Raw genomic sequence first — 13,765 nt, forward strand, 5'->3', positions numbered from 1 at the left:
TTACTTTGTCAGTGCCTCGAAGGCACGCGCCGTGATGTCGTCCACCGATCCCATGCCGCTGATGGCGCGGTACTTGGGCGCCCCGGCAGGATCGACGCGCGCCCAGCTGCTGTAGTAGTCCACCAGCGGGCGAGTCTGCGCGCTGTAGACCTCCAGGCGCTTCTTCACGGTTTCTTCCTTGTCGTCTTCGCGCTGGATCAGCGGTTCGCCGCTCAGGTCGTCGATGCCTTCGACCTTGGGCGGATTGAATTTCACGTGGTAGGTGCGGCCCGAAGCCGGATGCGAGCGGCGCCCGCTCATGCGTTCCACGATGGCGTCGAACGGCACGTCGATCTCCAGCACGTAGTCCAGCTTGACGCCAGCGGCTTTCATGGCATCGGCTTGCGGGATCGTTCGCGGGAAGCCATCGAACAGAAAACCATTGGCGCAGTCGGGCTGGGCTATGCGCTCTTTCACGAGGTTGATGATGAGGTCGTCGCTGACCAGTCCCCCGGACTCCATGACGGCCTTGGCCTGCAGGCCCAGCGGCGTACCTGCCTTCACGGCTGCGCGCAGCATGTCGCCCGTGGAGATCTGGGGAATGCCGTATTTCTGGCAGATGAACGTGGCTTGCGTTCCCTTGCCGGCCCCCGGAGCACCCAACAGAATCAGTCTCATCGTTTTCCTTGTTCAGAGTTTCAATGGCGTGGCCGCTGCTTCACCGCAGCCCGCCCGGGCATGGGACCCGGGGCAACCGTTCGAGGATAGCACGCGCATTCCCAGGCCTGGCTTACAGCAACTGGAGCCGATTTGCCCCGAAAGGCGCCCGTTTCAGCTAGTGCGGAGCAGGGCGCGGACGCGCTCCAGGTCGGCAGGCGTGTCGACGCCCGGGCCGGGTGACAAAGCCGTCACATGCACCGCAATGCGGTGGCCGTGCCAGAGGACGCGAAGCTGCTCCAGAGACTCCGTGGTCTCCAGGGGCGCCGATTCCAGCCGGGGGAACTGGCGCAGGAAATCGGCGCGGTAGCCGTAGATGCCGATGTGGCGAAGCGGTGCGGGCGAGGGCAGGGACGCCATGGGTTCGCCCGAGGCCAGTGAGCCCATGCCGTCGCGCCACCAGGCAATGGGTGCGCGGCTGAAATACAGCGCCGTGCCATGGCGGTCGAGCACCACCTTGACGACATGCGGGTTGAGGAAGTCGGCCGAATGCTCGATGGCGTGGGCTGCTGTGCTCATCACGCAGTCCTCGCGGCGGCCCAGCTCGGCGGCCACCGCGTCGATCAGCGATGGCTCGATGAGCGGTTCGTCTCCCTGTACGTTCACCACCACCTCTTGGCCACCCAAACCCAGCAGGTCGCAGGCTTCGGCCAACCGATCGCTGCCGGAGGCATGGTCGACGCGGGTGAGCACGGCCTCAATGCCATGCAACTCGCAGACCTTCACGGTGCGCATGTCATCCGCAGCCACCACGCATCGCCTGGCGGCGCTTCGCTGCGCGCGGTGGGCAACGCGCACCACCATGGGCAGTCCACCGATGTCCGCCAGGGGCTTGTCGGCCAGCCTGCTCGATGCGAGCCGGGCGGGAATCAACACGGTGTAGCCGGTGTCGGGCACGGCCAGGACGCTCATTCCAGCGGTGAGGGCGCGGAAGGTCGCACCGCCTCCTCGTCGGTCAGGGGGCGCGCCTCGTGTTCGAGCAAGATGGGAATGCCGTCACGCACCGGGTAGGCAAGGCGCGCGCTGCGCGAGAGCAGCTCCTGTTTTTCGCGGTCGAAGATCAGCGGGCCCTTGGTCACGGGGCAGACCAGCAGCTCAAGCAGTTTGGTGTCCATGGCGCGATGATAGTCTCGCGAGCCGGGCGTCGACCGCCGAGAAGAAAGCAGGTTCGGGCACCAGCTCGAGCGCAACCGCCCAGGTCTGGACGGACACCCCAGAGGCCACCAGGGGGAAGAGCTTGACGGCGTCTTTCTCGGTACAAATCAGGGGATGGCCCGCGGTATCGAGCAGCTCGGCGTAGTCGGTGGCATCTGCGTGGTCCGGCAAGGCGACGCAGCGGGCGAGCGTCAGTCCTCGCTCGCGGAGCATCTCGAAGAACACCTCTGGGCGGGCAATGCCCGCTACCGCGGTCAGGGGTTCCCCCTTCAGTTGCGCCAGTGTTCGTTGCTCGCCTGCGGGCCCTGTGGCAAAGCTGGCGAGTTGGCGCAGTGCATTGAACTCCGGCAGGTCCGGTACCTCTGGCAAGGTGCATGCCGCGACGCCCGCTCGGGTTTGCCGCAGCACCATATCGGGCCGGCCCGGCGCCGCTGGGGCAAGCGGCCATGGCTCGCGCAGCAGACCTGCAGGCAGCAGCCAGCCGTTGCCCACCCCACGGTCGTCGAAAACGGCCACCGTCAGATCGCGCCCCAAGGCCAGGTGTTGCATGCCGTCGTCGCAAATCAAGATGTCCACATCGGGGTGGATGGCCAACAGGCCGCGAGCAGCTTCAAGTCGAACGCGGGCCACACAGACCGGCACCCCGGTGCGTTGCCGGATGAACAGCGGCTCATCGCCTGCGTCGCGCGCGGGCGTGTCCATTCCTACATGCACGAGGTCTTCGCTTTGTCGGCCGTGCCCGCGAGAGATCACGCCCGGGCGCCAACCCTGCGCCTGCAGGTGCGCGACCAGGGCGAGCGTGGTGGGCGTCTTGCCTGCTCCGCCCACCACGACGTTGCCAACCACGATCACCGGAACCTCGGGCTTGTGGCTGGCAAACATGCCGACCGAGTAGAGCTTCCGGCGAAAAGCCATCACGGCGCGGTAGGCCATGGACAAGGGCCAGAGCAGAAGGGCCAGCGGCCCTCGGCGCTGCGCACTTTGCAGCCAGGCCGACTGCCAGCGAGCTTGCCCCGTGCCCTGGCTCATCGCGGTTGCCGGGTGGGCTCGACCGGCGTCAGGGTTTGCCTCGGGCAGCGGATGCGCCCGATTGCTGGGTGGCAAACGTGATCTGTACCAGGCCTGCGCGGCGCGCGGCGTCCATCACGTTGATGACCGACTGGTGGGTGGCCGCCGCGTCGGCACTGATGACGATCACCGTCTCGCGGCTGTCCTGGGAGGCCAGCGAAAGCACGCGGGTGAGGGCATCCACACCCACGCCCTCCAGCACTTGCTTGTTGATCGAGTAGCGCCCGTCGGCGCCCACGGCCACCACAACCTCGCGTGGATTCTGCTTGGGCGCCTGTGCGTCGGCCACGGGCAGATTCACCTGCAGTTCGGTGAACTTGCTGTAGGTGGTGGTGAGCATCAGGAAGATCAGCACCACCAGCAGGATGTCGATGAACGGGATCAGGTTGATCTCGGGCTCATCGCGCGTGCCGGGCCGGAAGTTCATAGTGGCGTCCTGCGCAGACTCAGCAGGTGGCGGGTGAAGCGCTCGGCGGCCAGTTCCATTCCCAGCAGGTAGTCGTCCACCCGGGCGCGGAAGTACCGCCAGAAGATCAGGGCCGGGATGGCCACGATCAGGCCGAACGCGGTGTTGTACAAGGCAATCGAGATGCCGTGAGCGAGTTGCCCAGGGTTGCCCATGCCGGGTACCACGCCCGCGCCTTCGCTGGCTTGCGAACCGAAAATCTCGATCATGCCGATGACGGTGCCCAGCAGTCCCAGCAGCGGCGCCGCCGAAGCGATGGTGGCCAACGCGCCCAGGTAGCGCTGCAGCTTGGCGGCGGCCTGCCGGCCAGCGCCTTCCAGACTGGCTCGCAGGTCGTCTTCGCTGGCGCGGGGGTTGCTGTTGAAGGTGCGAAAGCCGCTGGCCAGCACCGAGCCCAGCACCGAGTTCTGTTCGAGCTGGGTCACCACATCGGGCCCCGGGACGCCATTGCGCGAAACCATGATGGCTTCATCGAGCAATTTGGGCGGCATGATCTTGCTCGATTTCAGGCTGATGAATCGCTCAATGACCAGGGCCAGGCCCAGCACGGAACAGATGATCAGGGGCCAGATCGGCCAACCGGCGGCTTGTATGATGGAAAACAAAGCGGGGCTCCATTCGACGGCCTCCCGAAGGGGGGGTCCGGTGCGGTCGGACGATTATGTCTCAGCACCTGTCGCTTCCCGGGATGACCGTCCCCTCGGACGCACCGGATGTCGGGCGGTGTCCACACGAGACCAGGCACCACGCGCCATGCACAGATTCTGTGGATAACTTTGTGAAGAACCCGCCTGGATTCAGCCCCAAGGCTTCGTGTGGCGCGGCCTGCGACGAAACGATGACAAAACAGGCAGGCCAAAAGACTTTGAAATCAACGCACTTGCCGCAGCGCGGCGGATTTTCTGCATTTCAGCGTGAGAAGGTCAGTGCTGGCGCGGCTTGTGGACACATTTGCATGGGAAAGCGCTGTGGCTGAATCATTTTTCAACGAAGACTCGCCTGCGGCGCGGCGTGTGTGGGCGGTTGGTCCGCTGATGCGAGCCGTGGCGGACACCCTTTCCGCGCGATTCAATCCGGTTGCGGTTCGGGGTGAGCTTTCCGGCTTTTCGCGCGCGGCCAGCGGACATTGCTATTTCTCGCTCAAAGACGACGGCGGACAGATACGTTGCGCCATGTTCCGGCGAGCTGCCGACCAGCTTGACTTCGCCCCGCGCGATGGGCAATTGGTGGAGGCACGTGGAAAGCTCGATGTCTATGGGCCCCGCGGCGACCTGCAACTCATCGTGGAGAGCCTCAAGCCTGGCGGGCAGGGAACGCTGTTCGAACAGTTCCTCCAGCTCAAGGCGCAACTGGAGGCCGAGGGTCTCTTCGATGCTTCGCGCAAGCGGCCGCTGCCTGCCCAGCCGCGTTGCATCGGGGTGGTGACCTCGCTGGGCGCCGCCGCATTGCGCGATGTGGTGACCGCCCTCAGGCGGCGCGCGCCGCACATACCTGTGGTGATCTACCCCGCAGCCGTGCAGGGCCAGCAGGCGGCGGGCGAACTGTGTGCGGCGCTTCGCATGGCCTATGCGCGTTCGGAATGCGATGTGCTGCTGCTCGTGCGCGGGGGCGGGTCGCTGGAGGACCTCTGGTCCTTCAACGATCCCCATCTGGTGCGCACCATGGCGCAGGCGCCGATGCCTTTGGTTTGCGGCGTGGGCCACGAAACCGATTTCACCCTGGCCGATTTTGTGGCCGATCTGCGCGCGCCTACGCCCACCGCCGCAGCTGAGCTCTGTGCGCCCCCCCGCGAGCAGCGCCTTGGCGAACTGGACTACCTGCACGAACGACTGAGCTCGACCGCATTGAGCATCGTTGACCAGCAGGGCCAGCGGTTGGACCGGCTGGGGCAGCGGCTGGGCCGCCCTTCCACCCGTCTGCACGACAGCCAGCAGCAGATCGCCCGTTTGCAGCACCGCCTGCAAAGTGGTGTTTTGCTCGCTGCCCAGATGCAGCGCAACCGCCTCCAGGGTCTGTCCATCGCACTGCCCGTGGCGCGCCAGCGAGCCCTGGAACGCCAGCAGATCCGTCTTCAACGCTGTGAGGTGGCGCTGGGCATGCTGGACCCGCGCCTTGTGCTGCACAGAGGCTATGCCTTCCTCACCAACGAGGCGGGTGAAGCGATCACCCGCGCAGTCCAGGTCGAGCCAGGACAGGCGTTGCGCGCTACCCTGGCGGATGGCGAGATCGGTCTGCACGTGGACCCTTGAAGGGTAGGCGCACGGAGAGAAACCATGCTCGTCTTGCCGTTAGCGGCCTTGCCTACAATGCTTCGCTGTTGTCCTGCTGCTTCTTTGCGCGGCAGCCAGGCACGTTTTACAACTCCAACACAAGAGGACCCCCCATGGAACACACCTTGCCCGCATTGCCCTACGCCCTTGACGCTCTGGCCCCGCACTACAGCCGTGAGACGCTGGAGTTTCACCATGGCAAGCATCACAACGCCTACGTGGTGAACCTCAACAACCTGCAAAAGGGCACCGAGTTCGAAAGCATGGACCTCGAATCCATCGTGAAGAAGTCCAGCGGCGGCATCTACAACAACGCCGCCCAGATCTGGAACCACACCTTTTTCTGGAACTGCATGAAGCCCAATGGCGGTGGCGAGCCTTCCGGCAAGCTGGCCGAGGCCATCAAGGCCAAATGGGGAAGCTACGCTGCTTTCAAGGAAGCTTTTGTCAAGTCGGCCGTGGGCAACTTCGGTTCGGGCTGGACGTGGCTGGTGAAAAAGGCCGACGGCTCGGTGGACATCGTCAACATGGGTGCTGCCGGCACCCCGCTGACCACGGGCGACAAAGCACTCCTGACGGTGGACGTGTGGGAGCATGCCTACTACATCGACTACCGCAACCTGCGCCCGAAGTTCGTGGAGACTTATCTGGACAAGCTGGTGAACTGGTCTTTCGCCGAAGCCAACTTCGGCTGAGCCAGGGCCGACGAAGGAAAGGGCTCGAAGGGCAACCTTCGAGCCCTTTTTGTTGATCGCACTCGAAAAAAAGTGAAGATTTTCAGGCCGCCATTCTGCATTGTGAGAATGACGTTACAAATCGAGCATTTGGGTCAGACCACTGAAAGCAAAATCACGGATGGTTCCGTGCCCGCGCATGGACGACCATCCGGCCCGGCCGATGGCTTACCCCAACAATCACTGGAGATACGCAATGAGCAGCCAGCAACCCACCATCATCTACACCCTCACGGACGAAGCACCCCTGCTGGCAACCAGTGCTTTCCTGCCCGTGATCCGCGCGTTCGCGGCGCCCGCCGGCGTCAACGTGGCCACCAGTGACATCTCCGTGGCCGCTCGCGTATTGGCGGCGTTCCCGGAATGCCTGACCGAAGCGCAGCGCGTGCCCGACCATCTGGCTGAACTGGGCAAGCTCACGCTCAAGCCTGAAGCCAACATCATCAAGCTGCCCAACATCAGCGCCTCGGTATCTCAGCTGATGGCCTGCATCAAGGAACTGCAGGCCAAGGGTTACAAGATTCCGGACTATCCGGAAAACCCGAAGACGGACGAGGAGAAGGACATCCGCGCGCGCTATTCCAAGTGCACAGGTAGCGCGGTGAACCCGGTGCTGCGTGAAGGCAACTCCGATCGCCGCGCCCCCAAGGCGGTGAAAGAATACGCGCGAAAGAATCCGCACAGCATGGGCGAGTGGAGTCAGGCTTCGCGTTCACACGTATCGCACATGCACGCCGGGGATTTCTACCACGGTGAGAAGTCCATGACGCTGGACAAGGCGCGCGACGTCAAGATGGAACTGATCACCACCAGTGGCAAGACCATCGTGCTCAAGCCAAAGGTTTCGCTGCTCGACCGCGAGATCGTCGACTCCATGTTCATGAGCAAGAAGGCGCTGCTGGCTTTCTACGAAAAGGAGATCGAAGACGCACACAAGACCGGTGTGATGTTCTCGCTGCATGTCAAGGCGACCATGATGAAGGTGTCCCATCCCATCGTGTTCGGGCACTGCGTCAAGATCTTCTACAAGCAGGCCTTTGAGAAGCACGGAAAGCTGTTCGATGAACTCGGCGTCAACGTCAACAACGGCATGGTCGATCTCTACAACAAGATCGCCACGCTGCCGCAGAGCAAGCAAGACGAAATCAAGCGCGACCTGCACGCCTGCCATGAAGGCCGCCCCGAACTGGCGATGGTCGATTCCGCCAAGGGCATTACCAATTTCCATTCACCTAACGACGTCATCGTTGACGCCTCGATGCCCGCCATGATCCGCAACAGCGGCAAGATGTGGGGTGCCGACGGCCGTTTGAAGGACGTGAAGGCCGTGATGCCCGAATCGACCTTTGCCCGCATCTACCAGGAGATGATCAACTTCTGCAAGTGGCACGGCGCCTTCGATCCCAAGACCATGGGCACGGTGCCCAACGTAGGTCTGATGGCGCAGCAGGCCGAGGAATATGGCTCGCACGACAAGACCTTCGAGATCCCAGAGGACGGAGTGGCCAACATCACCGATCTGGCCACCGGCGAGGTGTTGATGAGCCAGAGCGTGGAACAGGGCGACATCTGGCGCATGTGCCAGGTCAAGGACGCTGCCATCCGCGACTGGGTCAAACTCGCCGTGAACCGCGCACGCAACTCCGGCATGCCCGTCGTTTTCTGGCTTGATCAGTACCGTCCGCACGAGGCGCAGCTGATCACCAAGGTCAAGATGTACCTGCACGAACACAACACGGCAGGCCTGGACATCCAGATCATGAGCCAGGTGCGCGCCATGCGCTACACGCTGGAGCGCGTGATTCGAGGTCTTGACACCATCAGCGCGACAGGCAACATCCTGCGCGACTACCTCACCGACCTGTTCCCGATCATGGAACTCGGCACCAGCGCCAAGATGCTGTCCATCGTGCCCCTGATGGCCGGCGGAGGCATGTACGAAACCGGTGCTGGTGGCTCAGCACCCAAACATGTGCAGCAACTGGTCGAAGAGAATCACCTGCGCTGGGATTCGCTGGGTGAATTCCTGGCACTGGCCGTGTCGCTGGAAGACCTGGGCCTGAAGACGGGCAACGCGCAGGCGAAGATCCTGGCGCGCACGCTGGACTCGGCCACAGGCAAGCTGCTGGACAACAACAAGAATCCGTCACCCAAGACGGGTCAGCTCGACAACCGCGGCAGCCAGTTCTATCTGGCGCTGTACTGGGCCCAGGAACTGGCAGCCCAGGCCGAGGATGCGGCACTGGCGGCGAAGTTCGCGCCGCTGGCAAAACAGCTCGCCGACAACGAGAAGATCATCGTGGCCGAGCTGGCGGCAGTGCAGGGCAAGGCTGTGGACATTGGCGGCTACTACAAGCCCGATTTCGACAAGCTCGAAACCATCATGCGCCCGAGCAAGACGTTCAATGCGGCGCTGGCCTTGGTGAAGGCCTGAGACCACCGCAGGCCGAGGGAGACCTCGGCCTGGCTAGCTAGCGGGCAAATGGCCCGCCCGCCAGTTTCGAACCGGCTTTGAGGCCTCGCTTGGCAAACCAGCCCTGGTGCATTTCCAGGACATAGCGCACGGGCCGGATCGAGCAGTGCGAGTCCAGGCTTTGCGGCTGCATGTCGGCCAGGTTGACGATGGTGCCATCGTCGGCGACGAAGGCGGCGGTCAGTGGAAGAAAGGTGTTCTTCATCCAGAAGCACTGCCCCGCCGGTTGTTCAAACACGAACAACATGCCCTCGTTGGCCGGCATCTCTTTTCGAAACATGAGACCAATGGCGCGTTGTTCCGGCGTGGCCACCACCTGCGCATGGATCACGAACATGCCAGCCGTCAGGCTGACCTTGGGCAATTGCATCTGCGGCGATTCCTGTTGTGACCAGGCCGTTCCGGTGAGCACGACGAACAGGAAGAACAGTTGGATGAGCAGGCGTTTCATGAGGGCGTGTCGGAGGTTCGCTACTGGATTGCATTCTCCTCCATCGCCTCGCGTCTCCTGACGTGAAGACTAGAATTTCCCCTTCGTCCGATCCGCTCACTCCCACGGAACCTCCCGACCCATGTACCAGCACATCCAGGTCCCCACCCAGGGCCAGAAGATCACCGTCAACGTTGACATGTCCCTGAACGTGCCCGATGAGCCCATCGTGCCGTTCATCGAAGGCGACGGGACGGGGGTGGACATCACGCCGGTGATGCTGAAGGTGGTCGATGCCGCCGTTGCCCGGGCGTATGGCGGGCGGCGCAAGATCCACTGGATGGAGGTGTACGCGGGCGAAAAGTCGACCCGCGTCTATGGGCCGGACGAGTGGCTGCCCGAGGAAACCCTGGCCGCGCTTCGCGAATTCGTGGTGTCCATCAAGGGGCCTCTGACCACGCCGGTGGGCGGTGGCATTCGTTCGCTCAACGTGGCCTTGCGCCAGGAACTGGACCTTTACGTCTGTTTGCGGCCGGTGCAGTACTTCAAAGGCGTGCCCTCGCCGCTGAAAGAGCCCGAAAAGACCAACATGGTGATCTTTCGCGAGAACTCCGAGGACATCTACGCTGGCATCGAATACGAGGCCGAGTCCGACCAGGCCAGGAAATTGATCAAGTTCCTGACAGAGGAGATGGGTGTCACCAAGATCCGCTTCCCGAACACCTCAGGCATTGGCGTCAAGCCGGTATCGCGCGAGGGCACCGAACGCCTGATGCGCAAGGCCATTCAGTACGCGATCGACAACGACAAGTCCAACGTCACTATCGTTCACAAGGGCAACATCATGAAATACACCGAGGGTGGTTTCCGGGATTGGGCCTACGCGCTGGCACAGAAGGAGTTCGGCGCCCAGCCCATTGATGGAGGCCCGTGGTGCCGATTCAAAAGCCCTCGAACGGGACGGGATATCCTCATCAAGGACAGCATCGCGGATGCATTCCTGCAACAGATCCTGCTGCGCCCGGCCGAATATTCCGTGGTGGCCACACTCAATCTCAACGGCGACTACATTTCCGATGCCCTGGCGGCCCAGGTGGGGGGCATTGGCATCGCCCCCGGCGCCAATCTGTCCGACAGCGTGGCCTGTTTTGAAGCCACCCACGGTACCGCGCCCAAATACGCGGGCAAGAACTACGTCAACCCCGGCTCGGAAATCCTTTCGGCGGAAATGATGCTTCGCCACATGGGCTGGAAGGAAGCCGCCGATCTGATCATCAGTTCGCTGGAAAAGGCCATTCTGAGCAAAAAGGTCACCTACGATTTCGCCCGCTTGATGGACGGCGCCACCCAGGTGAGCTGTTCCGGGTTTGGCGAGGTCATGATCGAAAACATGTAGTCCAACCGGCTTACTGGGCAGGCACCGGCGGGTTCACCGTTCGGGGCCACCCTGTTGGCCCGACCCGTGTGGCAGCGGTACCGCCGGTACCGCCAAGTGGACGGGAACAAGCGCCTGAATGGCGTCTTACTTCACGGTTTTCCCGGCGACTTTGGATTCACAATGAGGCATGGACTACTGCGCCACAGCCACTGTTCCATGGGATCCGGGTCAAGCCCTTTCGTGCTCGATGCGTGCGTTCCTATTCCCGCAGGTCGATGCGGACCGATGCGCGCCGCTAGAATCATTTTCATGGCCACCCAGAACCCGAAGAAACCCCCCAATCCCGTCACGCCGCCAGCCGTGGGCAATGACGACTCGGTGGTGCTTGAACGTCGTGCCCAGCGCACCAAGCCCCCCGGGATGTTCCAGGTGGTGCTGCTCAACGACGATTTCACGCCCATGGAGTTTGTGGTTCATGTCATTCAGGAATACTTCAGCAAGGACCGAGAAACCGCCACCCAGATCATGCTCAAGATCCATCTGGAAGGCAAAGGCATCTGCGGCGTGTACTCCCGCGATGTGGCCAGCACCAAGGTGGATCAGGTTCTCCAGGCCGCGCGTGCGGCCGGGCACCCCTTGCAATGCATGAGCGAACCGGTTGAATAAGCCCGAAACCGCCCCATCTTGACCCTGTACCCCATACTTGTACCCAGCCGATTGCTCATCACATCATCCCTATCCCAAAGGACGTGCCCATGATTGCCCAGGAACTTGAAGTCAGCTTGCATATGGCCTTCGTGGAGGCCCGGCAGCAGCGGCACGAATTCATCACCGTCGAGCACCTGCTGCTCGCACTGCTCGACAACCCGAGTGCCGCGGAGGTGCTGCGCGCATGTTCGGCCAACATCGACGACCTGCGCAAGTCCTTGACGAATTTCATCAAGGACAACACGCCCCAGGTGGCCGGTACCGACGAGGTGGACACCCAGCCGACGCTGGGTTTCCAGCGCGTGATCCAGCGCGCCATCATGCACGTGCAGTCCACCGGCAACGGCAAAAAGGAAGTCACCGGTGCCAACGTTCTGGTGGCCATCTTTGGCGAAAAGGATTCGCATGCCGTGTACTACCTCCACCAGCAGGGCGTGACGCGGCTGGACGTGGTGAACTTCATTGCTCACGGTATTCGCAAGAGCGACCCGCCCGAGCCCACCAAGTCGGGCGAAAGCGCAGCGGAGAATGAAGAGGCTGGCGAAGCCAAGGGCAACGAGAAGGCGTCGCCCCTGGAGCAGTTCACCCAGAACCTCAACCAGCTCGCCAAGGACGGCAAGATTGACCCGCTGATCGGCCGCGAGTACGAGGTCGAGCGCGTGATTCAGATCCTGTGCCGCCGCCGCAAGAACAACCCGCTGCTGGTGGGCGAGGCGGGCGTGGGCAAGACGGCGATCGCCGAAGGCCTGGCCTGGCGCATCACCCAGGGGGACGTGCCCGAAATTCTGGCCGAGTCCGCCGTGTATTCCCTTGACATGGGCGCGCTGCTGGCGGGTACCAAGTACCGCGGCGACTTCGAACAGCGCCTGAAGGGCGTTCTCAAGTCGCTCAAGGACAAACCCAACGCCATCCTGTTCATTGACGAGATCCATACCCTGATCGGGGCCGGCGCAGCCTCGGGCGGCACACTCGACGCGTCCAACCTGCTCAAGCCGGCACTCTCCAGCGGGCAGCTCAAGTGCATCGGCGCGACCACGTTCACCGAGTATCGCGGCATCTTCGAGAAGGACGCCGCCCTGTCTCGTCGTTTCCAGAAGGTCGACGTGGTCGAGCCCACGGTGGAGCAGACCGTGGACATCCTCAAGGGGCTGAAGTCGCGTTTTGAAGAGCACCACAACGTCAAGTACGCCCTGGCTGCATTGCAGGCTGCTGCAGAGCTGAGCGCCAAGTACATCAACGATCGGCACCTGCCAGACAAGGCCATCGACGTGATCGACGAAGCAGGCGCTGCCCAGCGCATCCTGCCGGCGTCCAAGCGCAAGAAAACCATCAGCAAGACCGAGGTTGAAGAAATCGTGGCCAAGATCGCGCGCATTCCGCCAGCGAACGTGTCCAACGACGACCGCAGCAAGCTCCAGACGCTGGAACGCGATTTGAAGAGTGTGGTGTTCGGCCAGGACAAGGCGCTGGAGATTCTCGCTGCGTCCGTCAAGATGGCGCGTTCAGGCCTGGGCAAGAGCGACAAGCCGATCGGCGCCTTCCTGTTCAGCGGACCCACGGGCGTGGGCAAGACCGAGGCCGCCAAGCAACTCGCCTACATCATGGGCATCGACCTGATTCGCTTCGACATGTCGGAGTACATGGAGCGTCACGCGGTGAGCCGTCTCATCGGCGCGCCTCCCGGCTACGTAGGCTTCGATCAGGGCGGTCTGCTGACCGAGGCGGTCACCAAGAAGCCGCACTGCGTGCTCCTGCTCGACGAGATCGAAAAGGCGCATCCGGACATCTTCAACGTGCTGCTGCAGGTGATGGACCATGGAACGTTGACGGACAACAATGGTCGCAAGGCGGACTTCCGCAACGTCATCATCATCATGACGACGAACGCGGGCGCCGAGACCATGAACAAGGCGACCATCGGTTTCACCAACCCGCGTGAAGCGGGCGACGAGATGGCCGACATCAAGCGTCTGTTCACGCCCGAGTTCCGCAACCGTCTGGACGCTACGGTGAGCTTCAAGGCGCTCGATGAGAACATCATCATGCGCGTGGTCGACAAGTTCCTGCTCCAGCTGGAAACGCAACTGGCCGAGAAGAAGGTGGAGGTCACCTTCACCGATGCGCTGCGCAAGCACCTCGCGAAGAAGGGCTTCGATCCCTTGATGGGTGCCCGTCCGATGCAACGCCTGATCCAGGACACGATCCGCCGCGCGCTGGCAGACGAACTGTTGTTCGGTCGCCTGACCGAAGGCGGACGCCTGTCGGTGGACATCGAGGCCAAGCTTGACGAAGCCGGCAAGGAAACCCACGAAGTCCAGCTGGACATCCAGCCTCTGCCAAAAAAGGAAGGCAAGGCCAAGCCCGAGGAAGCCACGGCTGGCTAAGGC

General features: G+C 62.7%; 13 protein-coding genes. 6 read left to right on the forward strand and 7 right to left on the reverse strand.

Features of this window, described 5'->3' with window-relative positions; all coding sequences use genetic code 11:
• The 6 genes from adk to AB7F11_RS09360 form a co-directional block, all read right to left on the reverse strand.
• Window positions 1–657: an adenylate kinase gene (gene adk / locus AB7F11_RS09335; protein ID WP_428290147.1), complete on the reverse strand. Its 657-nt coding sequence runs from the start codon at window positions 655–657 to the stop codon at window positions 1–3.
• A 153-nt stretch (window positions 658–810) separates the two neighbouring features.
• The gene (kdsB, locus tag AB7F11_RS09340; protein ID WP_428290146.1) at window positions 811–1,608 is read right to left on the reverse strand and encodes a 3-deoxy-manno-octulosonate cytidylyltransferase; all 798 of its coding nucleotides are present in this window, start codon (window positions 1,606–1,608) and stop codon (window positions 811–813) included.
• The gene (locus AB7F11_RS09345) at window positions 1,605–1,811 is read right to left on the reverse strand and encodes a Trm112 family protein (RefSeq protein WP_428290145.1); all 207 of its coding nucleotides are present in this window, start codon (window positions 1,809–1,811) and stop codon (window positions 1,605–1,607) included. The genes kdsB and AB7F11_RS09345 overlap by 4 nt, the downstream gene beginning before the upstream one ends.
• Window positions 1,792–2,880 carry a tetraacyldisaccharide 4'-kinase gene (lpxK, locus tag AB7F11_RS09350; RefSeq protein ID WP_428290144.1) on the reverse strand — a complete coding sequence of 363 codons (1,089 nt, stop codon included), beginning with the start codon at window positions 2,878–2,880 and terminating at the stop codon, window positions 1,792–1,794. Before lpxK ends, AB7F11_RS09345 begins: the two co-directional genes overlap by 20 nt.
• 28 nt (window positions 2,881–2,908) lie before the next feature.
• Window positions 2,909–3,346, reverse strand: coding sequence for an ExbD/TolR family protein (locus tag AB7F11_RS09355; RefSeq protein ID WP_428290143.1), 438 nt, complete (start codon window positions 3,344–3,346; stop codon window positions 2,909–2,911).
• Window positions 3,343–3,990: a MotA/TolQ/ExbB proton channel family protein gene (locus tag AB7F11_RS09360; protein WP_428290142.1), complete on the reverse strand. Its 648-nt coding sequence runs from the start codon at window positions 3,988–3,990 to the stop codon at window positions 3,343–3,345. The genes AB7F11_RS09355 and AB7F11_RS09360 overlap by 4 nt, the downstream gene beginning before the upstream one ends.
• A 429-nt stretch (window positions 3,991–4,419) precedes the next feature.
• Between AB7F11_RS09360 and xseA the strand changes: the two genes are divergently transcribed.
• From xseA to AB7F11_RS09375, 3 genes are all read left to right on the forward strand, one after another.
• Window positions 4,420–5,634: an exodeoxyribonuclease VII large subunit gene (gene xseA / locus AB7F11_RS09365; protein WP_428290172.1), complete on the forward strand. Its 1,215-nt coding sequence runs from the start codon at window positions 4,420–4,422 to the stop codon at window positions 5,632–5,634.
• Window positions 5,635–5,768: 134 nt separating this feature from the next.
• Complete coding sequence (locus AB7F11_RS09370; RefSeq protein WP_428290141.1) at window positions 5,769–6,350, forward strand: superoxide dismutase; 582 nt, start codon at window positions 5,769–5,771, stop codon at window positions 6,348–6,350.
• Window positions 6,351–6,585: 235 nt separating this feature from the next.
• Window positions 6,586–8,823: an NADP-dependent isocitrate dehydrogenase gene (locus AB7F11_RS09375; protein ID WP_428290140.1), complete on the forward strand. Its 2,238-nt coding sequence runs from the start codon at window positions 6,586–6,588 to the stop codon at window positions 8,821–8,823.
• Window positions 8,824–8,860: 37 nt separating this feature from the next.
• Here AB7F11_RS09375 and AB7F11_RS09380 read toward each other — a convergent pair whose 3' ends face one another.
• Complete coding sequence (locus AB7F11_RS09380) at window positions 8,861–9,313, reverse strand: DUF192 domain-containing protein (protein WP_428290139.1); 453 nt, start codon at window positions 9,311–9,313, stop codon at window positions 8,861–8,863.
• A 121-nt stretch (window positions 9,314–9,434) separates the two neighbouring features.
• On the opposite strand from AB7F11_RS09380, the gene icd reads away from it, so the two are divergent.
• The 3 genes from icd (at window position 9,435) to clpA (ending at window position 13,762) form a co-directional block, all read left to right on the forward strand.
• Entirely contained in the window at window positions 9,435–10,688 is a 1,254-nt protein-coding gene (gene icd / locus AB7F11_RS09385) for an NADP-dependent isocitrate dehydrogenase (RefSeq protein WP_428290138.1), read from the forward strand.
• A 291-nt stretch (window positions 10,689–10,979) separates the two neighbouring features.
• The gene (clpS, locus tag AB7F11_RS09390; protein ID WP_428290137.1) at window positions 10,980–11,336 is read left to right on the forward strand and encodes an ATP-dependent Clp protease adapter ClpS; all 357 of its coding nucleotides are present in this window, start codon (window positions 10,980–10,982) and stop codon (window positions 11,334–11,336) included.
• A gap of 89 nt (window positions 11,337–11,425) precedes the next feature.
• Window positions 11,426–13,762, forward strand: coding sequence for an ATP-dependent Clp protease ATP-binding subunit ClpA (gene clpA / locus AB7F11_RS09395; protein WP_428290136.1), 2,337 nt, complete (start codon window positions 11,426–11,428; stop codon window positions 13,760–13,762).
• The last annotated feature ends 3 nt before the right edge of the window (window positions 13,763–13,765 follow it).

Origin of the sequence: Hydrogenophaga sp. (genome assembly GCF_050250835.1) — a bacterium.
Classification (GTDB): Bacteria; Pseudomonadota; Gammaproteobacteria; order Burkholderiales; family Burkholderiaceae_C; genus Hydrogenophaga.

Excerpts from the sequence above, each read along its gene's own strand:
- adk (WP_428290147.1), bottom strand. The coding sequence starts at position 657 with ATGAGACTGATTCTGTTGGGTGCTCCGGGGGCCGGCAAGGGAACGCAA.
- kdsB (WP_428290146.1), bottom strand. The coding sequence starts at position 1,608 with ATGAGCGTCCTGGCCGTGCCCGACACCGGCTACACCGTGTTGATTCCC.
- AB7F11_RS09345 (WP_428290145.1), bottom strand. The coding sequence starts at position 1,811 with ATGGACACCAAACTGCTTGAGCTGCTGGTCTGCCCCGTGACCAAGGGC.
- lpxK (WP_428290144.1), bottom strand. The coding sequence starts at position 2,880 with ATGAGCCAGGGCACGGGGCAAGCTCGCTGGCAGTCGGCCTGGCTGCAA.
- AB7F11_RS09355 (WP_428290143.1), bottom strand. The coding sequence starts at position 3,346 with ATGAACTTCCGGCCCGGCACGCGCGATGAGCCCGAGATCAACCTGATC.
- xseA (WP_428290172.1), top strand. The coding sequence starts at position 4,420 with ATGCGAGCCGTGGCGGACACCCTTTCCGCGCGATTCAATCCGGTTGCG.
- AB7F11_RS09370 (WP_428290141.1), top strand. The coding sequence starts at position 5,769 with ATGGAACACACCTTGCCCGCATTGCCCTACGCCCTTGACGCTCTGGCC.
- AB7F11_RS09375 (WP_428290140.1), top strand. The coding sequence starts at position 6,586 with ATGAGCAGCCAGCAACCCACCATCATCTACACCCTCACGGACGAAGCA.
- AB7F11_RS09380 (WP_428290139.1), bottom strand. The coding sequence starts at position 9,313 with ATGAAACGCCTGCTCATCCAACTGTTCTTCCTGTTCGTCGTGCTCACC.
- icd (WP_428290138.1), top strand. The coding sequence starts at position 9,435 with ATGTACCAGCACATCCAGGTCCCCACCCAGGGCCAGAAGATCACCGTC.
- clpS (WP_428290137.1), top strand. The coding sequence starts at position 10,980 with ATGGCCACCCAGAACCCGAAGAAACCCCCCAATCCCGTCACGCCGCCA.
- clpA (WP_428290136.1), top strand. The coding sequence starts at position 11,426 with ATGATTGCCCAGGAACTTGAAGTCAGCTTGCATATGGCCTTCGTGGAG.